The sequence below is a fragment of the Xanthomonas sp. NCPPB 3174 genome (genome assembly GCF_056725205.1).
Window position 1 is genome coordinate 847,933 of sequence record NZ_CM161517.1, and the last position, 25,292, is coordinate 873,224.

At 69.6% G+C, this 25,292-nt stretch carries 19 protein-coding genes; 8 read left to right on the forward strand and 11 right to left on the reverse strand.

Features of this window, described 5'->3' with window-relative positions:
* Window positions 1-9 precede the first annotated feature (9 nt).
* Window positions 10-1,626, forward strand: a complete 1,617-nt coding sequence (locus AC1PK7_RS03735) for an AAA family ATPase (RefSeq protein WP_481099929.1) — start codon at window positions 10-12, stop codon at window positions 1,624-1,626.
* A gap of 178 nt (window positions 1,627-1,804) precedes the next feature.
* On the opposite strand, the gene glgX is transcribed toward AC1PK7_RS03735, so the two are convergent.
* The 7 genes from glgX to glgA form a co-directional block, all read right to left on the reverse strand.
* Window positions 1,805-3,970, reverse strand: coding sequence for a glycogen debranching protein GlgX (gene glgX, locus AC1PK7_RS03740; protein ID WP_481099930.1), 2,166 nt, complete (start codon window positions 3,968-3,970; stop codon window positions 1,805-1,807).
* 9 nt (window positions 3,971-3,979) lie between these two features.
* Window positions 3,980-4,186 (reverse strand): DUF2934 domain-containing protein, encoded by a 207-nt coding sequence (locus AC1PK7_RS03745; RefSeq protein WP_481099931.1) that lies wholly within the window; start codon window positions 4,184-4,186, stop codon window positions 3,980-3,982.
* A 14-nt stretch (window positions 4,187-4,200) separates the two neighbouring features.
* Complete coding sequence (gene treY, locus AC1PK7_RS03750) at window positions 4,201-6,816, reverse strand: malto-oligosyltrehalose synthase (RefSeq protein ID WP_481100834.1); 2,616 nt, start codon at window positions 6,814-6,816, stop codon at window positions 4,201-4,203.
* Window positions 6,813-8,780, reverse strand: coding sequence for a 4-alpha-glucanotransferase (gene malQ / locus AC1PK7_RS03755; protein ID WP_481099932.1), 1,968 nt, complete (start codon window positions 8,778-8,780; stop codon window positions 6,813-6,815). Before malQ ends, treY begins: the two co-directional genes overlap by 4 nt.
* A gap of 147 nt (window positions 8,781-8,927) precedes the next feature.
* Window positions 8,928-10,715 carry a malto-oligosyltrehalose trehalohydrolase gene (gene treZ, locus AC1PK7_RS03760; protein WP_481099933.1) on the reverse strand — a complete coding sequence of 596 codons (1,788 nt, stop codon included), beginning with the start codon at window positions 10,713-10,715 and terminating at the stop codon, window positions 8,928-8,930.
* A 2-nt stretch (window positions 10,716-10,717) separates the two neighbouring features.
* On the reverse strand, window positions 10,718-12,964 hold the full coding sequence (locus AC1PK7_RS03765; protein ID WP_481099934.1) for a 1,4-alpha-glucan branching enzyme: 2,247 nt from the start codon (window positions 12,962-12,964) through the stop codon (window positions 10,718-10,720).
* The gene (gene glgA, locus AC1PK7_RS03770) at window positions 12,961-14,589 is read right to left on the reverse strand and encodes a glycogen synthase GlgA (RefSeq protein WP_481099935.1); all 1,629 of its coding nucleotides are present in this window, start codon (window positions 14,587-14,589) and stop codon (window positions 12,961-12,963) included. Before glgA ends, AC1PK7_RS03765 begins: the two co-directional genes overlap by 4 nt.
* A 379-nt stretch (window positions 14,590-14,968) precedes the next feature.
* Here glgA and AC1PK7_RS03775 point away from each other — a divergent pair, with 379 nt between their 5' ends.
* Window positions 14,969-15,214, forward strand: a complete 246-nt coding sequence (locus tag AC1PK7_RS03775; protein ID WP_481099936.1) for a hypothetical protein — start codon at window positions 14,969-14,971, stop codon at window positions 15,212-15,214.
* A 59-nt stretch (window positions 15,215-15,273) separates the two neighbouring features.
* On the opposite strand, the gene AC1PK7_RS03780 is transcribed toward AC1PK7_RS03775, so the two are convergent.
* The gene (locus AC1PK7_RS03780; protein WP_420008966.1) at window positions 15,274-15,750 is read right to left on the reverse strand and encodes a response regulator; all 477 of its coding nucleotides are present in this window, start codon (window positions 15,748-15,750) and stop codon (window positions 15,274-15,276) included.
* 25 nt (window positions 15,751-15,775) lie between these two features.
* Here AC1PK7_RS03780 and AC1PK7_RS03785 point away from each other — a divergent pair, with 25 nt between their 5' ends.
* A complete protein-coding gene (locus AC1PK7_RS03785) occupies window positions 15,776-17,071 on the forward strand; it encodes a two-component system sensor histidine kinase NtrB (RefSeq protein WP_481099937.1) in 1,296 nt (431 codons plus the stop codon).
* Between the two features lie 6 nt (window positions 17,072-17,077).
* Here AC1PK7_RS03785 and AC1PK7_RS03790 read toward each other — a convergent pair whose 3' ends face one another.
* A complete protein-coding gene (locus AC1PK7_RS03790; RefSeq protein WP_481099938.1) occupies window positions 17,078-17,707 on the reverse strand; it encodes a cysteine hydrolase family protein in 630 nt (209 codons plus the stop codon).
* Window positions 17,708-18,013: 306 nt separating this feature from the next.
* Between AC1PK7_RS03790 and mdoH the strand changes: the two genes are divergently transcribed.
* The 4 genes from mdoH (at window position 18,014) to hemC (ending at window position 22,485) form a co-directional block, all read left to right on the forward strand.
* Window positions 18,014-19,963 (forward strand): glucans biosynthesis glucosyltransferase MdoH, encoded by a 1,950-nt coding sequence (gene mdoH, locus AC1PK7_RS03795; RefSeq protein ID WP_481099939.1) that lies wholly within the window; start codon window positions 18,014-18,016, stop codon window positions 19,961-19,963.
* A 39-nt stretch (window positions 19,964-20,002) separates the two neighbouring features.
* Window positions 20,003-20,668, forward strand: coding sequence for an alpha/beta hydrolase (locus AC1PK7_RS03800; RefSeq protein WP_420008970.1), 666 nt, complete (start codon window positions 20,003-20,005; stop codon window positions 20,666-20,668).
* An 88-nt stretch (window positions 20,669-20,756) separates the two neighbouring features.
* On the forward strand, window positions 20,757-21,503 hold the full coding sequence (locus tag AC1PK7_RS03805) for a LytR/AlgR family response regulator transcription factor (protein WP_010341065.1): 747 nt from the start codon (window positions 20,757-20,759) through the stop codon (window positions 21,501-21,503).
* Between the two features lie 58 nt (window positions 21,504-21,561).
* Window positions 21,562-22,485 carry a hydroxymethylbilane synthase gene (gene hemC, locus AC1PK7_RS03810; RefSeq protein WP_481099940.1) on the forward strand — a complete coding sequence of 308 codons (924 nt, stop codon included), beginning with the start codon at window positions 21,562-21,564 and terminating at the stop codon, window positions 22,483-22,485.
* A gap of 90 nt (window positions 22,486-22,575) precedes the next feature.
* On the opposite strand, the gene AC1PK7_RS03815 is transcribed toward hemC, so the two are convergent.
* Both AC1PK7_RS03815 and AC1PK7_RS03820 read right to left on the reverse strand, forming a co-directional pair.
* Window positions 22,576-22,989, reverse strand: coding sequence for an ester cyclase (locus AC1PK7_RS03815; RefSeq protein ID WP_481099941.1), 414 nt, complete (start codon window positions 22,987-22,989; stop codon window positions 22,576-22,578).
* A 280-nt stretch (window positions 22,990-23,269) separates the two neighbouring features.
* The gene (locus AC1PK7_RS03820) at window positions 23,270-24,064 is read right to left on the reverse strand and encodes a DUF481 domain-containing protein (protein ID WP_010341068.1); all 795 of its coding nucleotides are present in this window, start codon (window positions 24,062-24,064) and stop codon (window positions 23,270-23,272) included.
* A gap of 178 nt (window positions 24,065-24,242) precedes the next feature.
* On the opposite strand from AC1PK7_RS03820, the gene AC1PK7_RS03825 reads away from it, so the two are divergent.
* A complete protein-coding gene (locus AC1PK7_RS03825) occupies window positions 24,243-25,214 on the forward strand; it encodes a helix-turn-helix transcriptional regulator (RefSeq protein WP_010341069.1) in 972 nt (323 codons plus the stop codon).
* Window positions 25,215-25,292: the final 78 nt, after the last annotated feature.

The window sequence follows — 25,292 nt, forward strand, 5'->3', positions numbered from 1 at the left end:
GGGTCTTAGATGGCATTTAATTTTGAAATTCCAAGTTCAGCGGGTTTGGCATCGATAGCTGTCGAGCCTGGCTCGTCAATGATTTTTATTGGTGCGAATGGCTCGGGGAAAACTCGTTTAGCTGTATTCATCGAAGAGGCTGTCGGCGAAAAAGCCCATCGCATTTCGGCGCACAGGGCTCTTGAGCTCAATCCAGCTGTGCCAAAAATTCGTGGTGCTGAAGCTTTGAGAAAGCTTCGTTATGGATTGGATATTGAGAGCGCATCCATTGCTCATCGACAGGGATTTCGGTGGAAGAATTCGAAGCCCGCAGTTGCAATGCTGAATGACTTTGATAGCTTGCTTCAAGCGCTATTCGCTGACCAGTCTGTTACGACCTTGAAGACGCACACTAGTTACAGGTCAGGCTCGTTGAAGGAGGCGCAAGCAACGAAGTTTGAAACCCTCTCTGAAATCTGGCAGCGCCTCCTTCCTCATAGGCGATTGCATATTTCGGGAGATGACATTCAGGTGTCGATAGCTGAGGGGGCTGAAAAATATCCAGCATCGGATATGAGCGATGGGGAGCGCGCCATATTCTATCTTATAGCGCAAGCGTTGGTTGCAGATGATTCATCTCTCCTTGTGATTGATGAGCCTGAATTACACGTTCACCCCTCTATTATGTCAAATCTCTGGGATGAAATTGAGGCTGCACGTAGCGACTGCGCATTTATATTTATTACACATGATTTGAACTTTGCTGCAGCTAGGGCTGCTCAAAAATATTTCATAAGGTCATATATTTCGACGCCGGCATGGGAGATAGAAAATGTCCCAGATGACGTCGGGTTTAGTGAGCAACTGACGACTCTAATTCTTGGTAGCCGTCGTCCCATCTTGTTTGTAGAGGGCACTGGGAATAGCTTGGATGTTGCCATCTATCGTTGTTGCTATGCGCAATGGACAGTAGTTCCTCGAGGCTCGTGTGAGCAAGTCGTGCATGCAGTGGCCACGATGCGCGCGAATGCGCAACTCACACGTATTACCTGTGCGGGGATTGTTGATGCGGATGACTATACGGTAGATGATGTGCAGTACTTGAATAGCCTCGGTGTATTTCCTCTACCAGTATCTGAAGTGGAGAATCTGATTCTTCTGCCTGAAGTTAGTCGTGTTATTGCTCAGCATGAGGGTTTTTCTGGTGTGGATATCGATCAGCAGTTGTCCAGGTTGAAAGATGCTATCTTTGCTACCTTGCAATCGGATGCCGCAATCGAGGACGTTGTTGTTAGATACTGCCGTCGTCGAATCGATAGAGCTCTAAAGCAAATCGATCTCTCTGGTCCAAAAAGTATCTTCGATCTAGTCGCTGAGTACAATAAGCGGACTGCTAACCTGAATATTGCAGAGCTTGCTGCTTACGCTAGTTGCAAGATCCGTGGCGCATTAGAAAATGAAGACTTACCTGGCCTGCTAGCCATCTATGACAACAAAGGACTGCTCGCCTTTGCAGCCCAGTACCTCAAACAGATGAAAATGGCTGCATTTGAGGCGTGGCTTACAAGGATTCTTCGAGATGAAGCAAAGGTACCGGGTTTGGCTGGAGCGTTGCGGGCCGTTTTACCCACTGTGCAAGCGGACTGATATCGCTGGCTTTTATCCAAGCTTCCTGCGGCAAGAGGCTTTTGGTGCCGAGTCGACATCTGATTGATATACGCTCCGGGCAGCGGCGCAGTCCGCCAGCCTGCCGTCGGGGTTGAGCGTCTCACAATTACATCCGCGACGCGCAGCGCCCGGCAGATCGCCGGGCACTCCCATCAGCTCACGCCGTCGGCGCATCCGCATTGCGGTGATGCGCCGGGCTGGACTTGCTGTCGCGCTCGGCCGCCAGCAGGGTCAGCGAGCGGCCCAGGCCGTGCCATTGCGAACCGCCGGGCAGGCCGTGTTCGCCGTTGCGCTCGGCGGTGTCGATCAGCACGCGCCAGTGTTCGCCTTCGACCAGCGGCAGGGTGAACGACACGTCCTCGACCGCGCCGTTGACGATCATCAGCAGGGTCACGTTGGACGCGGCCTGGCGCAGGCCGCTGGACGGGGCGCGGCCGTCCAGGCGCATCATCAGCGCGCGGGCGTGCGGATCGTGCCAGGAGGCCTCGGTCATTTCCTCGCCGTCCGGCGCCAGCCAGGTCACGTCCTTGATGCCCAGTTCCTCGTCGTAGGCGCCGTCGAAGAAGCGTGCGCGGTGCAGCAGCGGGTAGTGTGCGCGCAGGTGGGTCAGGCGCGAGACGAAGGCGCTGAGCTGGTGCGCGCGCGGGCCGGTTTCCCAGTTCAGCCAGGTCAGTTCGTTGTCCTGGCAGTAGGTGTTGTTGTTGCCGCCCTTGCTGCGGCCGAACTCGTCGCCGGCCAGCAGCATCGGCGTGCCCTGCGACAGCAGCAGGGTGGCCAGCATGTTGCGCATCTGCCGCAGGCGCAGGGCGTTGATCTGCTCGTCGTCGGTCTCGCCTTCCACGCCGTAGTTGGCGGAAATGTTGTTGTCCGAGCCGTCGCGGTTGTGCTCGCCGTTGGCTTCGTTGTGCTTGTGGGAATAGCTGACCAGGTCGTGCAGGGTGAAGCCGTCGTGGGCGGTGACGAAGTTGACCGAGGCGGTCGGGCGGCGGCCGCGATGGTTGAACAGGTCGGCCGAGCCGGTCAGGCGTGTGGCCAGTTCGGCCAGCTGGCCTTCGTCGCCGCGCCAGAACGCGCGCACGTTGTCGCGGAACTTGTCGTTCCACTCCGACCAGCCCGGCGGGAAGCCGCCGACCTGGTAGCCGCCGGGGCCGACGTCCCACGGCTCGGCGATCAGCTTGACCTGGCTCAGCAGCGGGTCCTGGCGGCAGGCGTCGAGGAAGCCGCCCTTGGGATCGAAGCCGTGGTGCTCGCGGCCGAGGATGGTGGCCAGGTCGAAGCGGAACCCGTCCACGTGCATCTCCGACACCCAGTAGCGCAGCGAGTCGTTGACCATGCGCAGCGCGCCGGCGTTGGTGAGGTCGAAGGTGTTCCCGGTGCCGGTGTCGTTGATGTAGAAGCGGCGGTCCTCGGCCAGGCGGTAGTAGCTGGCGTTGTCGATGCCCTTGAACGACAGCGTCGGCCCCAGTTCGTTGCCTTCGGCGGTGTGGTTGTAGACCACGTCCAGGATCACTTCCAGCCCGGCGCTGTGCAGACGCGCCACCATCTGCTTGAACTCGGACACGGTGCGCGTGGCCATGTAGCGCGGGTGCGGGGCGAAGAAGCCGATGGTGTTGTAGCCCCAGTAATTGCGCAGGCCCTGCTTGAGCAGATATTCGTCGTCGACGAAGGCGTGCACCGGCAGCAGTTCCACTGCGGTCATGCCCAGGCGCTTGATGTGCTCGACAACCTCGTCCACCTTCAGCCCGGAGAAGGTGCCGCGCCAGGCCTCGGGCACGGACGGGTGGCGCATGGTGGTGCCGCGCAGGTGGGTCTCGTAGATCACCGTGCTGTCCCACGGCGTCTGCGGGCGCTGGTCCTTGCCCCAGGTGAAGGCCGGATCGATCACCGCGCACTTGGGCATGTAGGCGGCGCTGTCGCGGCGGTCGAAGCTGAGGTCGGCATCCTTGTGGCCGATGGTGTAGCCGAACAGGGCCGGCGCCCATTTCAGTTCGCCGACCAGTTGCTTGGCGTAAGGATCGAGCAGCAGCTTGTTGGGATTGAAGCGATGCCCGGCATCGGGCGCGTACGGGCCGTACACGCGGTAGCCGTAGAGCTGGCCCGGGCGCGCGTCGGGCAGGTAGCCGTGCCAGATCTCGTCGGTGTACTCGGGCAGGACGATGCGCTCGATCTCGCGGCCGCGATCGTCGAACAGGCACAGCTCCACCTTGGTGGCGTGCGCCGAGTACAGGGCGAAGTTCACCCCCAGGCCGTCCCAGGTGGCGCCCAGCGGATACGGCAGGCCCTCGCGGATACGCGAACGGCGGGTGAGCTTGCGCACAGGCATGAAGGATCCTTAGGAAGAAGTGCTGCCGTTGCCGGCGCTGCGTCGCGGTGCCGGCTGTGGCAGCGCTTCGTCATCGGCCTCGGCGGCCGCTTCCGCGGCCACCAGGCGCTCGGCCATGGCCCAGTGGCGGGCGGCGTGGCCGTCGGGTCGCCCTTCGGCTTCCCAGATTTCGTGTGCGAGTTGGCGGATGCGGCGTTGGCGTGTTTCTGCGTCCATGGCTTCTTGCGGGATCAGGGGGAGGCGACCAGCACGGCGATCGGGAATGCGGCGAACAGGGCCGACACCGGAACGGCCGACGTGGCGTCGACGGTAGCACTGGCCAGCACCGGACGATACTGTGCCTGCGGCAGTGTCAGAACCGTGTCACGCCAGTCCAGTTGCGGCCGCAGCGGCGCGTCCGGGCGCAGCGCCTGCGCGGCCGCACTCAGCCGCGGCACCACTACCACCAGCGAGGTTCCCTCGTGCTCGCGCACGAAGCCGAGCACGTGCGGCGCCTGTGCGCCCTGCGCCTGCAGCGGCGTGTAGCTGCCGTGGGCGAACAGCGCCGGATGCGCGCGCCGCAGCTGCAGCAGCTGCGCGGTCAGCCAGGCCTTGACGTGGCCGCTGTGCCAGTCCTGCAGCAGCGCGTCCGCTGCGGTGGCGTCGCCCAGCCAGGCCTGGCGCAGCGCGTAGTCCACCGGGCGGCGGTTGTCCGGATCCACCAGCGACAGATCCCAGCCTTCGCTGCCCTGGTACAGGTCGGGCACGCCGGGCAGGGTCAGGCGCAGGGCGGTCTGGACCAGGCTGTTGAGCGCGCCGGCCGGGGCCAGCGCCGCGGCCGCCTGCGCCAGCGCCTCGCGCAGCGCGGCACCGGCCGGCTGCAGCAGCGCGGCGTCGAGCAGGGCACGCGCATTGCGCTCGTAGTCCTCGTCCGGCCAGGTCCAGTGGGTGCGCAGCTTGGCTTCGCGCGCGGCCTTGAGCTGCCAGGCGCCGATGCGCTCGGCGTAGTCGCGCAGGCCGTCGGCGTCGTCCACCGCCAGTTCCAGCGGCCACGCCGCCACCAGCATCTGCCACAGCATCAGCAGGTCGCCGGGCAGCGGCGCGGCGCTGCCGGCCGGCAGCAGGTCGGCCGACAGCGCCTGGAACCGCGCCACCTGCGCCTCCCACCACGGCGCCTGCGCGCTGAGCGTGGCCAGGCGCATGCGCACGTCTTCGCCGCGCTTGTGGTCGTGGGTGGCGGTGGCCAGCAGCGCGCGCGGATAGCGCTGCGCGCGCACGGCGTTGGCCGCGTGGAACGCCTCCGGCGTCAGCGCGAACACGTCCGGCTCGCTGCCCACCTCGTTGCGCGAGAGCAGCACGCCGTGGCGGTAGAAGGAGGTGTCCTCCACCGACTTGGCGTTGAGCGGCGCCGACAGTTGCTCCAGGCGCCGGCGCACGATCCGCCGCAGCGCCACCTGCGCCTTGCCGGTGCCGCGGCCGTCGCGGCTCCAGCGTTCGATCGCGTCGATCGCCGCGCACACCCGCGGTTCGGCGCCGGCACGCGCGCGCTGCGCGGCCTCGGCCAGGCGTGCCGCGTCGTCGTCTTCCAGGCCATCGGGTCCGGCATAGGTGCGGTACACCTCGAAGTGCCGCAGCAAGGCCATCAGCCCGCGCGCCAGCATCTGCGGGCTGAACTCGCGGGTCAGCGGATCCAGGTGCGCGGCGGCGCCCAGCGCCTGCACGGTGCGCACGAACTCGGCCTGCAGCGACCCCTGCAGGATCTCGTCGCGCGCGGCGCGCTGCTCCTGGCCGAAGTCGCCGCTGCGCCCGCTCCAGCGCCGCCACAGCGCGGTCAGCGGTTCGGCGCCGGCCGGGTCGTGCAGCACCGCGGCGACCTGGTCCATGAAGTCGTAGCCGGTGGTGCCATCGCAGGGCCAGTCGCTGCGCAACTGCTCGTGCGGCGCCAGGATCTTTTCCAGGTACAGGGCGATGCCGCCCGGGGCAATGCCACGGCGGCGGCCGGCGCGGTCCAGTTGCGTGCGCAGCCGCTGCACGTAGCCGGTGGGGTCGGCCAGGCCATCGACATGGTCGACCCGCACGCCATCCAGATGTCCCTCGGCGACCAGCCGCAGCGGCAACTCGTGGACCGCGGCGAACACGTCGTTCTGCTCCACACGCAACGCCGCCAGCGAGGTGATGTCGAAGAAGCGGCGGTAGTTGAGCATGTCGTTGCCGACCCGCCACCAGGCCAGGCGATAGCACTGGCGTTCGATCAGCCGGTGCAGGGCGTCGTCGCCCAGCCGCGCGGCGTCGTTGAGCCGCGCCGCCCACGCCGGGCGCGCGCTGGCCGGTTCCTGGGCGATGGCGCCGTCCAGGCGGATCGGGAAGCGCTGGTCGTGGTGCAGCAGGACGACGCTGCCGTCGTCGACGACCTGCAGTTGCAGCGCGCCTTCGCTCAGCGCCTGCGCATAGGGGCGGTCCAGCACCGGCAACCACAGCTTGCCGTCGCGCCCGGGCGCGCGCCAGTCGATGTCGAACCAGCCGGCATGACGGCTGCGCCGACCATGCGTGAGCACGTCCCACCACCACGGATTGCTTGGGTGGGTGGCCATGTGGTTGGGCACGATGTCCAGGATCAGGCCCATGCCGTGGCTGCGCGCGCGCTCGGACAGGTGCAGCAGCGCCGGCTCGCCGCCGAGTTCGGGATTGACCTGGCGCGGGTCGGTGACGTCGTAGCCGTGGGTGGAACCGGGCACCGCGGTGCCGATCGGCGACAGGTACAGGTGGCTGATGCCCAGCCCGGCGTAATACGGCACCTGCGCGGCGGCGTCGAGCAGGGTGAAACCGGCATGCAACTGCAGGCGGGCGGTGGCCCGCAGGGGAATCATGCGCATGCGTCGGCTCCTTGCGCGGCGGTGGCGGTGGATTGGCGGGTCTGGGCGAATGCGTCCAGGCGCGTAGCGAGGGTGGCGGCGGATGCGGCGGCGTCGGGCGCGGGCAGGCGCCGGCGCCAGTTCGGATGGCCGTCGACGGTGCCGGGCAGGTTGGGTTGCTGGTCCAGGCCCAGCGCGTCCTCGGCCGGCAGCAGCGCCAGCGGCGAGGGCGTGGCAGCGACGAAGCGCAGCGCGCCCAGTTCCGGATCGGCGGCCTCGGCGGGCGGCAGCGCCGCGGCGACCGCCTGGTCCATGCGCGCGACGTCGTCGGTGCGTGCCTGGTGGTCGGCGTGTTGCTGCGCGGCGTCGCTCAACTGCAGGCGCCGGCGCCAGTCGATGTCCTCGCCGCGGCGCCAGCCGCGCAGGGTCGGCAGGTCGTGGGTGGTGGTGGTGGCGAGGGCGTCGGGGCGCCACTGCGCCGGCGGCAGGAACGCGCCGTCGCGGTCGCGGGTGAACAGCAGCACGTCGATGCCCATCACCCCGCGGCGCGACAGTTCCGCGCGGATGCCGTCCGGCACCACGCCCAGGTCCTCGCCGATCACGATCGCGCGGTGCCGCCAGGACTCCAGCGCCAGCAGGCGCAGCAGGTCGTGCAGCGGATAGCGCAGATACACGCCGGTGGACGAGGGCGCGCCGCGCGGGATCACCCACAGCCGCAGCAGGCCGAGGATATGGTCGATGCGCACGCCGCCGCGATCGCGCATTACCGCGCGCAGCAACTCGATGAACGGCGCGAAGCCGGTGGCGCGCAGCGCGGTCGGCGCATAGCCGCAGATGCCCCAGGCCTGGCCGTCGCCGTTGAACGCGTCCGGCGGCGCGCCCAGTTCCAGCCCCTGCAGCACCGCCTGCGGCCACGCCGCGGCCTCGGCGCCGTGCGCGTCGAAGCCCACCGCCAGGTCGGCGATCAGGCCGATGCCCATGCCGTCGGCGCGCGCCTGCCGCTGCACGTCGGCCCAGCTGCGTGCGGCCAGCCACTGCGCGAACCGGTGCAGGCCCGGATCGGCATCGCCGAAGTCCTGTGCGGCGAACGCGGCATGCGCGTGCAGGGCGCTGCCGCCGTCGCGTTCGAACGCGGCCAGGTCGGCGTGCAGCGCGGCGTCGGCCTGGCCGAAGTCGGCGTGCAACTGCCGCAGCCACTGCCACTTCAGCGCAGCCGAGGCCGGCCAGTCGATCAGCGGCCGCGCCTGCGCCTCGGCGAACGCCGGCGCCAGCCCGGCCGCGTCCAGCGCGCGCTGCGCGGCGTCGGCGCCCAGCACGCGCGCCGGCGCTGCCTGCAGCGGATCGAGGAAGCGGCGGTCGCTGGGCGAATACGGGCTGTAATGCGCGCCGACCGGACGCGCCGCATGCACCGGGCTCAGCGCGATGGCGTCGCCGCCGGCCGCGGCGATGCGCGTGGCCCAGGCGGCGGTGCCGGCGGCGTCGCCGATGCCGGCGTCGTAGGGGCCCGGCGCCGAATACACCTGCAGCGACAGGCCCCAGCGCCGCGGTTGCGCCGCGCCCACCGCGTCGGCGACGCCGTAGCAGCGCGATGGCGCCACCGCCAGGGTGGTGCGGCGGTCGCCGTGCTGCAGGGTCCAGTAGCCGGCGGCATCGGGCGCGATGAGGCGGCCATGCGCGTCGCAGTGGCCGTGCAGTGCCTGGCCATCCTCGCTCTGGAGCTGGTACGCGGCACCGGCCGCGGCGCCGACCTCGACCGGCGCGCCTGCGTCGGCGGTCAGCAGCGGCGGCAGTGCGGCATCGGCCTGCAGCCGGCGCAGGCTGTCGCGGCAGGCGGCCGCGTCGCGCGCGTCCAGGTCGAGCGCACCGAGCACGTGGCGCAGGGTGTCGTCGGCGACCGTACGCGGCGTGTCGCTGGCGTCGATCCAGTCGACCAGCAGGCCCGCGGCGTCGGCCAGGGTGTGCAGGGAAGTGTCGGTCATGGGCAGGGCGAACCGGGCAGCAGGGCGGAGGAAGAGGTATCCGCCGCGGTCCCGCGCGCGCCGACGGCGCGTGCGCGGCGGTGGGCAGCGAACGAGGCGGCCAGCGTGCCGGGGACGCTGTCGCGATGGCGTCGCGACAGCGGGCGCTCATGCGGCGTTGCCGGGCCGGTAGCGCGCGACGAAGGCGTTGGGCGGCAACTGCGCGGCGTCGTCGCCGGCGTTCTCCGCGTGCACGGTGTCGCCGGGCAGGTCCAGCGCCACTGGTGCGTCGCCGAAGTTGGCGGCCACGTGCCATTCGCCATCGCCCAGGCGCCAGCCGGCGGCGATCGCCTTCGGACCGAGGACGCGCGCGCCCAGCGCGCTGGCCTGGGTCAGCGCCGGCACCAGGTGCTGGCGGCGCAGCGCCATCAGCGCCGCGAACCAGTCGCGCCAGCGCGCGCCGTCGCCGTGGGTGGCGTCGCTGATGTCGGCGATGGAGGCCTGAAAGGTGCTCGGCGCGTTGGGATCGGGGATGGTGGCGCGCTGCTCCGGGTCGGCGAAGGCGGCGAAGTGCGCGAACTCGCGGCGCCGGCCCTCGCGCACCGCCTCGTCCAGCGGCGGCGCGAAATCGGTGAAGAACTGGAACGGGGCGCGGCTGCCCCACGGCTCGCCCATGAAGAACAGCGGGATCATCGGGGTCAGCGCGGTCAGCGCCAGCGCCGCACGCAGCGCCGATTCGCTCACCTGGGTGATCAGCCGGTCGCCACGCGCGCGGTTGCCGATCTGGTCGTGGTTCTGCGCGAAGATCACGAACTTGTGCGGCGGCAGGTGGCCGCTGGGCTCGCCGCGCGCGTGCCCGCGGTGGTCGGCCTGGCCCTGGAAGGCGAAGCCCTCGCCGAGCACCCGCGCAAGGTGCTGCGCCGGCGCGTCGGCAAAGCCGGCGTAGTAGCCCTCGTGTTCGCCGGTCAGCAGCACGTGCAGGCTGTTGTGGAAGTCATCGTCCCACTGCGCGCTGTAACCGCGTTCCAGCACGTCGGCCTGGTTGGCCTCGTTCTCCAGCACCAGGTGCACATGGCGCCCGTCGGCGACGCTGGCCATGATCGCCTCGCGCAAGGTGTCGAGGAAGGCGTTGGGCACGATCGCGTGCACCGCATCCAGGCGCAGGCCATCGAAGCGGTACTCGTGCAGCCACATCAGCGCGTTGTCGATGAAGTAGCGCTGCACCGGCGGCAGGCGGAAATCGATCGCCGCGCCCCACGGGGTCGGTGCGTCCTCGCGGAAGAAGGTCGAGGCGTATTGGCCCAGGTAATTGCCGTCCGGGCCGAAGTGGTTGTAGACCACGTCCAGGAACACGCTCAGGCCCAGGCCGTGGGCCTCGTCGATCAGTGCCTTGAGTTCGTCCGGATGGCCGTAGGCCGAGGCCGGCGCGTACGGCAGCACGCCGTCGTAGCCCCAGTTGTGGCGGCCGGGGAATTCGGCCAGCGGCATCAGTTCGATCGCGGTCACGCCGAGCGCGGCCAGCGTCGGCAACTGCGCGCGCAGCCCGGCGTAGCCGCCGCAAGTGCCCACGTGCAGCTCGTAGAACACGGTCTCGGCCCAGGGCCGGCCGCGCCAGTCGCCGTGGCGCCAGGCATGGCCGTCGGTGGCCAGCACCGCGCTGGGGCCATGCACACCGTCGGGCTGCCAGCCCGAGGCCGGATCCGGCACCGGCGTGCGGCCGTCGATGGCATAGCGGTAGCGGGTGCCGGGCGCGCAGGCCAGGGTGGCGGCGAAGTAGCCGTCGCCGACCGCCTGCAGCGGCTGCCGCCGATCGTCGCCGAACACCAGCTCCACGCGCTCGGCATCCGGCGCCCACAGCGCGAAGGCGACCTCGCCGTTGGCGCCTGGCCAGGCGCCGGGGCGCAGGACCGCGCGCAGGGCGGCGGAGGATTCGGTCGAGACAGCGGTCGTGGCCATGGTCAAAGGTCCGGTTGCAGCCAAAGGGTGGACAGCGGCGGCAGCGTCAGCGCCAACGCCTGCGCATGCCCGTGCATCGGCTGCGGCAGGGTCGACAGCACGCCGCCGTTGCCCTGGTTGGAGCCGCCGTAGTAGCCGCTGTCGCTGTTGAGAAGCTCGCGCCAGCGTCCGCTACGCGGCACCCCCACGCGGTAATCGTGGTGTACGTTCGGCGTGAAGTTGCTGACCGCCAGCAACGGTGGCGCGTCGCCGTCGCGGTCGTGGCGGACGAAGGCAAAGACGCTGTTGCGGTGGTCGTCGGCGATGCTCCATTCGAAGCCGTCGCTGCTGCGGTCGCTGCGGTACAGCGCGGGCAATGCGCGCAACTGCCGGTTGAGGTCGGCGACCAGCCGCGCCACGCCGCGGTGCTCGGGCTGCTGCGCCTGCGCCCAGTCCAGTGGCCGGTCGTGGTCCCAGTCCTGCCACTGCCCGAACTCGCAGCCCATGAACAGCAACTTGCGCCCGGGATGCGCCCACATGAAGGCCAGGTAGGCGCGCAGGTTGGCGAAGCGCTGCCAGGCGTCGCCGGGCATGCGCGCCAGCAACGAGCCCTTGCCGCGCGCCACCTCGTCGTGCGACAGCGGCAGCACGAAATGCTCGGAGAACGCATACACCAGGCCGAAGCTCATCTCGCTGTGGTGGTGTTGCCGGTACAGCGGATCGCGCTGCAGGTAGCGCAGCGTGTCGTGCGCCCAGCCCATGTTCCACTTGTGGCTGAAGCCCAGCCCGCCCTGCTGCGTGGGCGCGGTGGCGCCCGGCCAGGCGGTGGATTCCTCGGCGATGGTGCGCACGCCGGGGAAACGCTGCGCGATCTCGTCGTTGAGCCGGCGCAGGAAGGCGATCGCCTCCAGGTTCTCGCGGCCGCCGTGGGCGTTGGGGATCCACTCGCCGGCGTTGCGGCCGTAGTCGCGGTACAGCATCGCCGCCACCGCATCCACGCGCAGGCCGTCGACGTGGAAGCGCTCGATCCACTCCAGCGCGCTGCCGATCAGGTAGGCCACCACTTCCGGGCGGCCGTAGTTGTAGACCAGCGTATTCCACTCGCGATGCACGCCTTCGCGCGGGTCGGCATGTTCGTACAGGGCGCTGCCGTCGAAGTGGTGCAGGCCGTGCGGGTCGTCGGGGAAGTGCGCACCGACCCAGTCCAGCAGCACGCCGATGCCGGCCTGGTGGCAGGCGTCGACGAAGCGCGCGAAGCCGTCGGCGTCGCCGTGGCGCGCGGTCGGCGCGTACAGCCCCAGCGGCTGGTAGCCCCAGGAGCCGCCGAACGGATACTCGGCGATCGGCAGCAATTCGATGTGGGTGAAGCCGAGCCCGCGCACGTAGGGAATCAGTTCCGCGGCCAGCGCATCCCAGTGCAGCGGCTGGCCATGGCGGTCGTGGCGCCAGGAGCCGGCGTGCAGTTCGTAGATGCTCAGCGGCTGCGCGCTGCCCGCCTGCGCCTCGCGCTGCGCCAGCCAGGCCGCATCGCCCCAGGTATGGCTGTCCGCGTACGGCACCACCGAGGCGGTGGACGGCGCCGGCGCGCTGCAGCGCGCCACCGGATCGGCCTTGCGCGGCAGCACGCTGCCGTCGGCGGACTGCAGTTCGTATTGATAGTGTTCGCCGCCGTGCAGCCCCGGCACGAACAGTTCCCAGACCCCGGCCTCCGGATGCAGGCGCAGCGGATGCCGGCGTGCGTCCCAGCCATTGAAGTCGCCGACCAGCGCCACGCGCCTGGCATTGGGCGCCCACACCGCGAAGCGCACGCCCTCGACTTCGCCGACGCGGGCGTGATGGGCGCCCAGTGCGGTACGCAGCGCGGCGCCGTCGCCGGCGGCCAGGTCCTGCAGCCAGGCCGGATCGAGCAGCGGCCCGAAGGCATAGGGGTCGTCGCATTCCTGCACCGCATCCGGCCACACGATGCGCAGCCGGTAGGGCATGGATTGCTTCAGCTCGCCCTCGAACAGGCCCTCCGCCTGCGGGTGGGCGCGCATCCGCGCGATCAGCTTGCCCTGCGCGTCGAGCAGGCCCAGCGCCTCGGCGCCGTGCGCCAGCACGCGCACCCGGACCGTGCCGTCGGCCTGTGGATGCGGCCCCAGCCAGGCAAAGGCATCGACAGCCTCGCCGCGGGCAAGCGCCTGCAGCGCAGGGCCGTCGCTGTCGTCTTCTGTTTCTTCCACCGGGTCCCGGCCGGCGGCCGGGTCCACGGCGTGTTCCCGATCGCTCATGCGCTCGCCAATGCGCTCGCGCTGGCCACGGCGGTGGTCGCCTGCAGCGGCACGCCGCCGGTTGCCGGCCGCGCCCCGGCGGTGCGCTCGTACAGCGCCATGTACTTGCGGCCGGCCAGTTCCCAGCCGCTGGGCCGCAGCATCGCCGCGCGGCGCATCGCCTGCAGCAGGCCCGGCAGGCGGAAGGTGCGGAACACCCGCTGCAGGCAGCGGCGCAGGCCGTCGGCCGAGGCTTCCTCGAACAGGAAGCCGGTGACGCCGTCGTCCACCGTGTCGATCAGGCCGCCGGTGGCGTGGGCGATCGGCAGGCTGCCGAAGCGCTGCGCGTACATCTGGCTCAGTCCGCACGGCTCGAAGCGCGAGGGCATCAGCAGGAAGTCGGAGCCGGCGAACATGCGCCGCGCCAGCCGTTCCTCGAAGCCGATGTGCGCGCCGACGTGGCCCGGGTAGCGCCGTGCCAGCGCCGCCACCGCCTGCTCGATCTGCGGCTCGCCGCCGCCGATGATCACGATCTGGCCGCCGGCGGCGACGATCTGCGGCGCCACCTCGCAGATCAGGTCCAGGCCCTTCTGGTGCACCAGCCGCGAGACCACCGCGAACAGCGGGCCATCGCTGTCGAGCAGGCCGAACGCCTGGCGCACCTGCGCCGCGTTCTCGCGCTTGCCCTGGATCTGGCCGACGCCGAAGTGGGCCGGCAGGTGCGCGTCGGTGCGCGGATCCCAGCTGGCGTCGATGCCGTTGACGATGCCGCTCAGGCGGCCGCTGGCGGCGCGCCGCGCCAGCAGCGCGTCCAGGCCGCAGCCCTGCGCCGGGCCGGTGATCTGCGCGGCATAGCTGACGCTGACCGTGTTGACGTGGTCGGCGTGGACGATGCCCGCGCGCAGGAACGACATCTGCCCGTAGAACTCAAGGTCCTGCAGGCCTTCGGCGGGGATGCCCAGGGCGCCGGCCATGGCGTAAGGAAACAGGCCCTGGTAGGCCAGGTTGTGGATGGTCAGCAGGCACGGCGTGCGGCCGCCGGACCAGCGCACGTAGGCGGCGGCCAGCGCGCACGGCCAGTCGTTCAGGTGCAGCAGCTCCGGCGTCCAGTCCAGCCCGGCCTGGCCGCCGGCGATCTGCGCGGCGGCGTGGGACAGGGTGGCGAAGCGCAGCGCGTTGTCTTCCCAGTCGCGGCCTTCGCTGGAGACGTAGGGCGAACCCTGGCGCTCGAACAGCTGCGGGCACAGCAGCACGTAGACGCACAGGCCGTCCGGGCGCTCGGCCCGGCCCAGCGCGCAATCCGGCAGTCCCGCATGCGCGGCAATGCGGCCGACGATCTCCAGCGGGCCGGTGGTGCGCAGGACCGCCGGGTACCCGGGAATCAGCACGCGGATGTCGCAGCTGCCGCGCAGCGCCCGCGGCAGGGCCGCAGCGACGTCGCCCAGGCCACCGGCCTTCACGAAATCGGCCATTTCCGAGGTCACGAACAGGCTGGTGCGGCGCGGCGCCGGGTTCAGCTTGACGGTCACCTCGGCATTGCGGACGAAGCGGCCGCGCGCATCGCGATAGCGGCGGCGCGGCGCGTGCAGCACCGGATGGGTATCGCGTTGTCTCTCGGTCAGGTCGGCGGGGGTGGGGGGCGACATGGCGGTTCCGTCTGGGAAGGGGGAGGACGGGGCACACGGAAAGCGACTGCCGCCGCGCGTCCTGGCAGGCGCGCGACGTGAAGCAAGGAAAGAGGTACAGCAGCGTCGAAACGGAACAACGATGTTGCAGTGCGATAATGCAGGAGCAAAGTACGAATGGCGCGATAAAAGACGCGTGAAGCGCACGCTTGTCTACGGTGAAGCGAGGAATGCGGCGCATAGTCGATGTCGCCGAACGCCAGATGCCGCAAGCGCTGGATCGCGGCATCGGCGCCTATGAATCGTTTAGCTTCCAGTGCCGCCCATGTGTCGTGCTTCGGTGCGACCGGGGGTCACCTCCGTTGTGCGAGCTTCATGCGATCTATGGTGCAGTGTGCTCATGACAGTCCTGAAACCGCAGATGCGCCGCGAGCTGGACGGCTTCGTCCTCGACGCCTTGCTGCGTCCGCGCGCCGACGGCGTGCTCGAGCCGCAGATCCGGATCACCGGCGACGATGGCGTGGTGCGCGGCCGGCACGCGTTCGACGGGGTGTACTTCCGCGATGCGCACGCCGGCGCCTACTTCGTCGCCGAGCGCCTGGCGGCGATCCGTTCGGCACGGTACGGAAAGCTGGTCTTCGCCTGATCCGCGCGCGATGTCGGCGCCGCATGCGATCGTCGCGGCGCAGGCACGGCGCGCTGCCTTCAGTGTTCGGTCTGTAGCCGGTCCAACGCCGCCAGCAAGTCGGCGCGACGATACGGCTTGGGCAGGAAGCCGGTCCGCGGCGGCAGTGTCCCGGGATCGGGCGTATGCAGGCCGGAGGTCAGCAGGGTGGGGATGGCGATGCCGCGGCGGCGCAATTGGCGCACCATGCTCAGGCCGTCGCAGCGGGGCATCTGCACGTCGCTGAAGATCAGCGCCACGTCGGGGTGCCGTGCCAGCACGTCCAGCGCGTCCTGCGCGGTCGCCGCCGACAGGACCCGGTAGCCGTCGGCGGCGAGCATGGCAGCGGCCAACTCCCGGATCGTCTGGTCGTCCTCCACCAGAAGAATGGTGGTGGAGGCGGAGGTGACGCGCATAATTCCGTTATCGCTTTTATAAACAATCCACGTCAGCTTCACGATTACTCGGTGAAGCGCTGGTGACGCCCGGGCAATCCCGATATTCTCGTCCTCATTCATTGTGAGATTCACTGCGAGACGCGGCTTGACCACTCACGCTCACTATCGGCAGATCGTCGAGCTCTCGCACGACTGCATCAAGGAAGTCGGTCGCGACGGCATCGTGCGCTCGATCAATCCGCACGGTCTGACGTTGCTGGGCGTCTCCGACCCCGCCGATATCGTCGGCCACCCCTGGGCGGAGCTGTGGCCCGAGGACATGCGCTCGCTGACCCAGGGCGCCTTTGCTGCGGCGCTGGGCAACGAACAGCGTGAATTCTGGGCCGAGCGCCCGTCGCTGGATGGGCGGCGGCGCTGGTGGCACGTGATGGTCAGTCCGCTGGCCAACGCCTCGGCGCGGGTCGAGAGCGTGCTGGTGATCAGCCGCGACGTCACCCAGCAGTACCAGATCGAGCAGGCCCTGCGCGCGCTGGGCGATCTGGCCCCGATCGATGCCGAGGAGGTGCCGCTGGGAGCGACCGATGCCGCCGCGCTGGGCCGCCATTGGCAGGCCGAGCAGTCGCAGTTGCGCGGGCAACTGGACATCGCCCTGGCCGCGCAGCGCGTGGCCGAGCGCGCGATGACCCAGGCGCAGAAGGGCGAGGCGATCGGGCAGATGCTCGCCGGCGTGGTGCACGACTTCAACAACATGCTGCATACCGCGATGACTTCGGTCAGCATGGTGGCCGACCACCCGCAACGCCTGCAGCCGGACCAGCGCCGCCTGCTCGGCATCGCCAACGAGGCCCTGCAGCACGGCGCAGGGATGACCCGGCGCCTGCTCGGCTTCGCCCGCGCGCATCCGGTCAAGCCGGCCTGGCTGGACCTGAACGCGCTGGTGACGCAGATGCAGCCGCTGCTGGCGCAGGCGCTGGGCGGCGAGATGCGCCTGCAGCTGCTGCCCTGCGCCGAGGTGGCGACGACCTATGCCGACCGCAACGCGGTCGAGCAGGCGGTGATGAACCTGGCGCTGAACGCGCGCGACGCCAGCCGTCCCGGCGACGCGGTGACGATCCGCTGCAGTGCCCTGGAGGTGCCGCCCTCGCGTGCGGCAGCGATGCGCCAGCCCGGGCGCTATGTGACCCTGGCGGTCGGCGACCAGGGCGAGGGCATGTCCGACGAGGTGAAGTCGCGCCTGTTCGAGGCGTACTTCACCACCAAGCCCGAGGGCAAGGGCACCGGGTTGGGCCTGGCCCAGGTCTACGGCGTGGTGCGCCAGGCGGGCGGCTTCGTCGATGTCGATTCGGAATTGGGGCGCGGCACCACCATCACCCTGGCGTTTCCGTTCGTGGCGCAACCGCCAGGCGACGAGGGCGATGACCTGGTGCCGGCGGCCGAGTAGCCCCGCTCATCGGCTCGCGCGCGCCGGTAGCCGCTCGCTGATGTGCACCGCAAACGCCTCGCGCAGCAGCCGCAGCGCCCGCTGCTGGCGCCCGGCATCCAGCGCCGCGCAGCACGAGGGCGGCACCTGCACCTGGAAATCGCGCATGCGCGCATCGATCGCGGTGGCCAGCACGCAGGCATCGGTGGCGATGCCGGTGACCAGCAGGTGGGTGGTCTGCAGCCGCGCCAGCAGCAGGGCCAGGGCCGAGCCGAGGAAGGCGGAGTGCTTGGGCTTGAGCACGTAGTAGTCCTGCGGGCGCGGCGCCAGGCAGGCGGCGATGCGCGCGCCGCGCTGTTTCGGATCGGCGCATAGCGTCCACAGGCCTTCGAAATCGGTGCGCCAATCGGCGAAGTTGTCGTTGGCGAACAGCACCGGCCAGCCGCGGCGATGGAAGCGTCCACGGACCTGGGCGATGCGCTCGGCCACCGGCAGCGCCGCAGCGGCCAGGCGCGCGCCGCCGGGGAAATCGAAGCGGCTGATCATGTCCACGATCAGCAACGCCGGTTGGCCGGGCTGCGTCGGTGCCGGGGCGGCCGTCGATGGCCGTTGCTGGTCGTCAGGGGTGTCAGTGCGTCGCCGGGCCGGGTGCCGCATGCGCCGATCCTCCATTGCCGGACAGGGCTTCATGGTCGGCGCGCGCGGTGAAACCAGGGTGAGCGCGAGTGAAGGCGTGGCTGAACGGACGGGCGGGCAGCGCCGCCACGGCGCCAATGGCCGCCTTCGCGAAAGCTTACTATTTAAGGTTTACATTGACGGGCGTCTTTGCCCGTCGACAGGAGAGCACGTGGTAGCAACTGGCGTACATGACAAGGCGCGCGTGGCCGCAGCGGCATTCGCCGCGCAGGCCGCCCGCGGCACTTCCCGATGGCGCTGCGGCGCCGGATGCGATCGGCGGATCGCATGAGCGCGGTCGCCCCCACACCGGCCGTGCACGTCGATGCGCCCCTGGATGCCGGCCAGGCGGTCCTGCCGCCCGAAGCGCCGCTGGACATGCCGCTGCAGTCGCTGCAGGAAGGCAAGCTGCGCAACAAGCGCCTGCCCAGCACCCCGATGGGAATCGGCTGGCGGCGCTTCTACGTGTTCGGTACCACCGCGGCGATGACCGCCTACGCCAGTTGGCTGATCTGCAAGGTGCTGCTGATCGGCGGCGTGAGCGTGCTCGAAGCCTGCCTGATGGTGCTGTTCATCCCGTTGTTCGCCTGGATCGCGCTGTCCTTCGTCAGCGCCCTGGCCGGCTTCTTCACCCTGGTGTTCGGCAAGGGCCGCAAGCTCGGCATCGACCCCGACGCGCCGCTGCCGGTGGTGCGCAACCGCACTGCGTTGCTGATGCCCACCTACAACGAGGACCCGCACCGGCTGATGGCCGGCCTGCAGGCGATCTACGAATCGGTGGAGGCCACCGGCCAGATCGAGCGCTTCGATTTCTTCATTCTCAGCGACACCACGCGCCCGGCGATCGGCGCGGAGGAAGAAAAGGTGTACGCCGAGCTGGTGGAGCGCGTCGGCGGCCACGGCCGGCTGTTCTACCGGCGCCGCGCCAGCAACGCCGGGCGCAAGGCCGGCAACATCGCCGACTGGGTGCGCCGCTTCGGCGGTGCCTATCCGCAGATGCTGATCCTGGACGCCGACAGCCTGATGACCGGCGACAGCATCGTGCGCCTGGCCGCCGGCATGGAGGCCAACCCCGATGTCGGCCTGATCCAGACCCTGCCGGAAGTGGTCAACGGCAATACGCTGTTCGCGCGCATGCAGCAGTTCGGCGGCCGCGTCTACGGCCCGGTGATCGCCTTCGGCGTGGCCTGGTGGCACGGTTCGGAAAGCAACTACTGGGGCCACAACGCGATGATCCGCACCGAGGCCTTCGCCGCGCAGGCCGGCCTGCCGTCGCTGCCCGGGCGCAAGCCGTTCTGCGGCCACGTGCTCAGCCACGATTTCGTCGAGGCGGCGCTGATGCGCCGCGGCGGCTGGGCCATGCACATGGTGCCGTACCTGCAGGGCAGCTACGAGGAAGGCCCGCCGACGCTGACCGACCTGCTGGTGCGCGACCGCCGCTGGTGCCAGGGCAACCTGCAGCACTCCAAGGTGGTGCGCGCGCGCGGCCTGCATTGGGTCAGCCGCATGCACATGCTGATCGGCATCGGCCATTACTTCACCGCGCCGATGTGGGGCATGCTGATGCTGATCGGCATCGCCATTCCGCTGCAGAACGGCGGGTTCGACCTGGTCGCCTCGGTGATCTCGCCGTTCTCGCCGGCGCGCTACTGGCATCAGCAGGATTCCACGCGGGTGGCCTGGGTGTTCGCGGTGACCATGTTCGTGCTGCTGGCGCCCAAGGTGATGGGCTACTTCGCGATGCTGCTCAAGCCCGGCGAACGCCGTGGCTGCGGTGGCGGGGTGCGCGCCTTCGTGAGCATGCTGCTGGAAACGCTGCTGGCCGCGCTGATGGCGCCGGTGGTGATGTACGTGCAGTCGCGTGGCGTGGCCGAGGTGCTGGCCGGTAAGGACTCGGGCTGGGACGCGCAGCAGCGCGACGACGGCCGCATTTCGTGGTCGGCGCTGTTGCGCAGCTACGGCGGACTCAGCGCGTTCGGCCTGCTGATGGGTGGCATGGCCTATGCCGTGTCGCCGTCGCTGGCGGCATGGATGGCGCCGGTGGTGATCGGCATGGCGCTGGCGGTGCCGGTGGTGGCGATCAGCTCCTCGCGCGCCGCCGGCCTGTGGCTGCGCAAGTTGCGCATCCTCGCCATTCCCGAAGAGTCGCAGCCGCCGGCGGTGCTGCTGCGCGCCGCCGAACTGCGCCGCGAGGCCGCCGCACGCCGTGCCGAGGCCGAGGCGCAGGCCGCGGGCTGAGGTCGGCATACTATCCGGCCTCATTCATCGGGAACCGACATGCTGGAGACAGTGGAACACGAGACCGGCGCCGCGCCGACCTGGACCGTCCTGTGGCTGCACGGCCTGGGCGCCGACGGCAACGACTTCGCGCCGCTGGTGCCGGAGCTGGTGCGGCCGCACTGGCCGGCGCTGCGTTTCGTGTTCCCGCACGCCCCGGTGCGGCCGGTGACGATCAACAACGGCGTGCGCATGCGCGCCTGGTACGACATCGTCAGCATGGACTTCTCCAACCGCGCCGACAGCGCCGGCGTCGCCGAATCGGTGGCCCAGGTCGAAGAGTTGATCGCGCGCGAGGACGCGCGCGGCGTGCCGGCCGAGCGCCTGCTGCTGGCGGGCTTTTCCCAGGGCGGGGCCATCACCCTGGCCGCCGGCCTGCGCCGCGAGCGGCCGCTGGCCGGTCTGATCGGTCTGTCCACCTATCTGCCGGAACTGGAGAGCGTCGCCCGCTGGCATGCGCCGGCGGCCCTGCGGCAACCGCTGTTCATGGCCCATGGCCAGGGCGATCCGGTGATCCCGCAGCCCTACGCCGAGCGCACCGCGCAGACCCTGCAGGCGCTGGGCATGCCGGTGCAGTGGCGACGCTACCCGATGGCGCACCAGGTCTGCGCCGAGGAAATCGCCGACCTGGGCGACTGGATGGACGCCTGCCTCACCGGCAACTGAGGACGCCGGCCGCGTGGCGGCGTGGTGCGATACCCGTGGCGGGCGCCCTGAACCGGGGCTAGTATCGGCCGCAGCGCACGCCAGTCGAGTGAGGGAGACCTGGGTGAAGGTGCTGATCGCCGACGACGAACCCCTGGCGCGCGAACGCCTGCGCACGCTGCTGGCCGCGCATGCCGGCGTGGAAGTGGTGGCCGAAGCCGACAACGGCATGGACGCGCTGCACGCCTGCGCCGCGGCGCGACCGGACCTGGTGCTGCTGGACATCGCCATGCCCGGGCTCGACGGCCTGGAGGCCGCACGCCACCTGGCCACCTTCGAGCCACGCCCGGCGGTGGTGTTCTGCACCGCCTACGATGCGCATGCGCTGTCTGCGTTCGAGGCGGCGGCGATCGACTATCTGATGAAGCCGGTGCGCGCCGAGCGCCTGGCCGCGGCCCTGCAGCGCGCCCGCACCTTCATGGCCGGCCGCGTCAACGGCGATGCCGCCGCGCCAGCGCCGCAGCGGCGCACCCACCTGTGCGCGCGCCTGCGCGGCAGCCTGCGGCTGATCCCGGTCGACGACATCCACTACCTGCAGGCCGAGGAAAAGTACGTGGTGGTGCACCACGCCCGCGGCGAGGACCTGATCGAGGAATCGCTGCGCGCGCTGGAGGAGGAATTCGCCGAACGCTTCGTGCGCATCCACCGCAACTGCCTGGTCGCGCGCCACGAACTGGTGGAACTGCGCCGGCTCGGCGAGGGCCAGGTGCAGGCGGTGCTGCGCCATGGCAAGCAGCCGCTGGAAGTCAGCCGGCGCTGCGTGGCGCAGCTGCGCAAGGAGATCCACCAGCGCTGATGCCGCAAGGACCGCGCGCGTGCAGCGGCGGACCGCGGCTTTCCGCGATAATGCGCGCATGAAGATCCTGCGCATCGCTACCCGCAAGAGTCCGCTCGCCCTGTGGCAGAGCGAGCATGTCGCTGACTGCCTGCGCCGCGCGCACCCGCACCTGGACGTGGTGCTGGTGCCGATGAGCACCCGCGGCGACGAAGTCCTGGACCGCTCGCTGGCGGCGATCGGCGGCAAGGGCCTGTTCCTGAAGGAACTGGAGCTGGCGATGCTGCGTGGCGAGGCCGATTGCGCGGTGCATTCGCTCAAGGACGTGCCGATGGAACTGGACCGGCCGTTCGTGCTGCCGGCGATCCTGCCGCGCGCCGATCCGGCCGATGCGCTGATCTCCAACCTCTACGCCTCGCTGGACGCGCTGCCGCTGGGCGCGCGCGTCGGTACCTCCTCGCTGCGGCGGCAGGCGCAACTGCGCGCGCGGCGCCCGGACCTGGAACTGCTGGACCTGCGCGGCAACGTCAACACGCGCCTGGCCAAGCTCGACAACGGCGGCTACGACGGCATCGTGCTGGCCTGCGCCGGCCTGCAGCGGCTGGGCCTGGAGGGGCGCATCACCCAGCGCCTGCAGGCGCCGGACTGGTTGCCGGCCCCGGCGCAGGGCGCGATCGCGGTGGAATGCCGCGAGGACGCCAGCGCAGCGCTGGCGCTGTTCGCCGCGCTGGACGACGCGCCGACCCGCCGCTGCGTGGAGGCGGAGCGGGCGATGAACCGCGCCCTGCACGGCAGCTGTCACGTCCCGGTGGCGGCGTTCGCGCAATGGCGCGGCGAGGATCTGCTGCTGCAGGGCCTGGTCGGCGGCGTCGCCGACGGGCGCCTGGTGCGCGCGGAGTTGCAGCGCAGCGCCCAGGATCCGGAGGCGCTGGGCCAGGCCGTGGCCGAGGCCCTGCTCGGCGCCGGCGCGCGCGAACTGCTGGATGTCGATCTGCCGGCCTGAGGGCGCCCACCGCTCCGCGCCGTCCGTCGTAGGAGCGGCTTCAGCCGCGACGGGCGTTCCCGGGAAGGCCCGTCGCGGCTGAAGCCGCTCCTACGCGCGCTGCAAGCCAGCGAGCACGGTCGGCAGGGTGTTGAGGCCCCAATGCTCGACATAGCGGCCATTCTCGACGCGGACGATGTCGATCACCTCGATGCTGACCGTCTTTCCCGTCGGTTCCACCCCGAACAGCGTCCCCGTGTGCCTGCCCGAGACGGTCTTGCGGGTCGTCACCTTGTCGCCCTCGGCGACCTGGTCGTGGATCGTCACCGTCAATCCGGCCAGTGCGGGCCGGAGGATGTCGTGGAAGGTGCTCCACATGCTCTCGCTTCCTGCAGGAGCGCCGGGCGGAGCGGAGCGATTGACGAACCCCGGCGCCATCAGCGCCTCGAATGCGGCGCGATCACCGCCTTCGATCACCTCTTTGTTGAAGCGGCGAACCACCGTCTTTGGATCGGATGCGGTCATCACAGCCTCCGTTTCGAACACCGCGATACAGCGGTATTGGACATCCTAACGGTCGCGGGGGCGGCGCTGCTTCCCGATGGCGCATCCTTCAAAAGGACGCGACCGGTGAACTCCACCATTGGGCAAGGGTGTTCACATGTCCTGCAGGGCTGGCAGATCGAGTAACGGACTGTCCCGCCTTGCGGAATGGGCGAAACCGCGCGGCGACCGGCACCGCCCTTTCGCCGAACCAGGCATCCCTGCCTCTACCAATCCCCAATCCCGACTCCCGAATCCCCGCTCACTTGAACTTGTAGACCAGGTTCATCGTGGCCAGGGTATCGGTCTTCTTCTTGTCGTCGCTGACGTCGCTGTTGTAGCGCGCCTGCCAGCCGGCCTTCAGCGCCAGACGCTCGTTCATGCTGACCGAGATGCCCAGGTCGTTCTGCGCGAAGGTGTTGTACGCGCCGGATTCGACCAGCAGGGTGTTGCCCAGTTCGGTATTGCTGGTCAGGCCGTACTTGAAGTCGACCAGGCCGCGGCCGATCAGGCCGGTCTCGGTGCGGTTCTCGACCACGTCGTGGGCGCGGCGCACGCCGGGACCGATCTGCACGTCGATGCTGCGGCGGTCGCCGTCCATGATCCGGGTGCCGTAGCCGATGCCGATCGTCGCCAGGCGGTCGTAGGTGGCGAAGTCGTCGCGCTCGTAGCGCAGCGAGGCGGTCAGCTGGCGGTGCTCGCCGAGCTGCAGCGCGCTGCCGGCGCTGCCGGTGTAGCGGTTGGAGGTGGTCTGGCGCTTGCGCGTGGTGGTGCCGTCGGGATTGGTGTCGACGTACTCGGCGCTGGCGTGCAGGGCGAGCAGGTCCAGGCTGTGGATCCAGTCGCCGTCCACGTACTGTCCCTTCAGGCGGCCGTTGAGGCTTTCGTTGCTGCTGTTGCCGTGCGAGGACGCGAAGCCCAGTTCGCCCGATCCGCTCCACGGCGAACTGGCCGGGTCCGTGGCTGTCGGTGAGGTGGCGACGTCGGCGGCCCAGGCCGGGGACGTGCTCAGCAGCAACATGGCGATGGCGGATACGAGGGTGGCGCGGCGGGACATGGCTTCTCCGGGAATGAGGACGCAGCCTTCGGCTAACGAAATGGAAACGATTTCATCATACCGGATCCACATGACACCCTGGCCGGCCGGGGACGCCGGCTTCATCGGCGGTTCGGGCGCTGCATCGGCCGCCATGCCGGCAGGCGTTTTCCGCCCGCGACTCAGACATAATCGGACCATGGACCGCTACGAACGCATCAACGCACTGCACCGCCTGCTCAAGTCCGCGCGCTACCCGGTGACGGTGGCGCGGCTGCAGGACGAACTGGGCTGCTCCCGCGCCACCGTCTACCGCGATCTAGCCTTCCTGCGTGATGCGCTGATGGCGCCGGTGGAGGGCGACGGCGAGGCCGGCTTCCGCTACGAATCCGGCGAGAGCGACCGTTTCGAGCTGCCGGGCCTGTGGCTGAGTTCGGAGGAGCTGCATGCGCTGCTGGCCTCGCAGCAACTGCTGGCGCGTACCGGGGGCGGGGTGCTGTCCTCGGTGCTGGCGCCGCTGCAGCAGCGCATCGAGAGCCTGCTCGCCGCCCAGGCCGGGGCGACCCATTGGCCGGTGGAGCGGGTGCGGGTGATCCCGCACCGCGGCCGCAAGCTCGACGAAGCCAGTTTCCGCACCGTCGCTTCGGCGGTGCTGGAGCGCAAGCGGCTGTCCTTTGACTACCGCGCCCGTTCCACCGACGAATCGACCAAGCGCACGGTGTCGCCGCAGCGCATCACCCACTACCGCGACAACTGGTACCTGGACGCTTGGGACCATGGCCGCGACGCGGTGCGCAGCTTCGCGGTGGACCGCATCAACCATGCGCGCCTGCTCGACCAGCCGGCGCAGGACGTGGCCGACGCCGAACTGGATTCGCAGCTGGCGGCCAGCTACGGAATTTTCTCCGGCGCGCCCAAGGGCTGGGCCACCATCGTGTTCAGCCCCAAGGCCGCGCGCTGGGTCGCCGACGAGCATTGGCACTCCAAGCAGCAGGGCCGCTTCCTGGCCGATGGCCGCTACGAACTGAAGGTGCCCTACAGCGTCTCGCGCGAACTGCTGATGGACGTGCTGCACTACGGCTCCGATGCGGAGATCGTGGAGCCGCGGTCGCTGCGCGAGCAGGCCAAGGCGCTGCTGTCGCTGGCATTGAGCAATTACAGCGACGACTGAGGCGCCGCTGTGCGCGGCGCGATGGCCCGTGCGGGAATGGCTTCAACCTGCGCGTGGCCGACATGGCGCGTCGCGGCT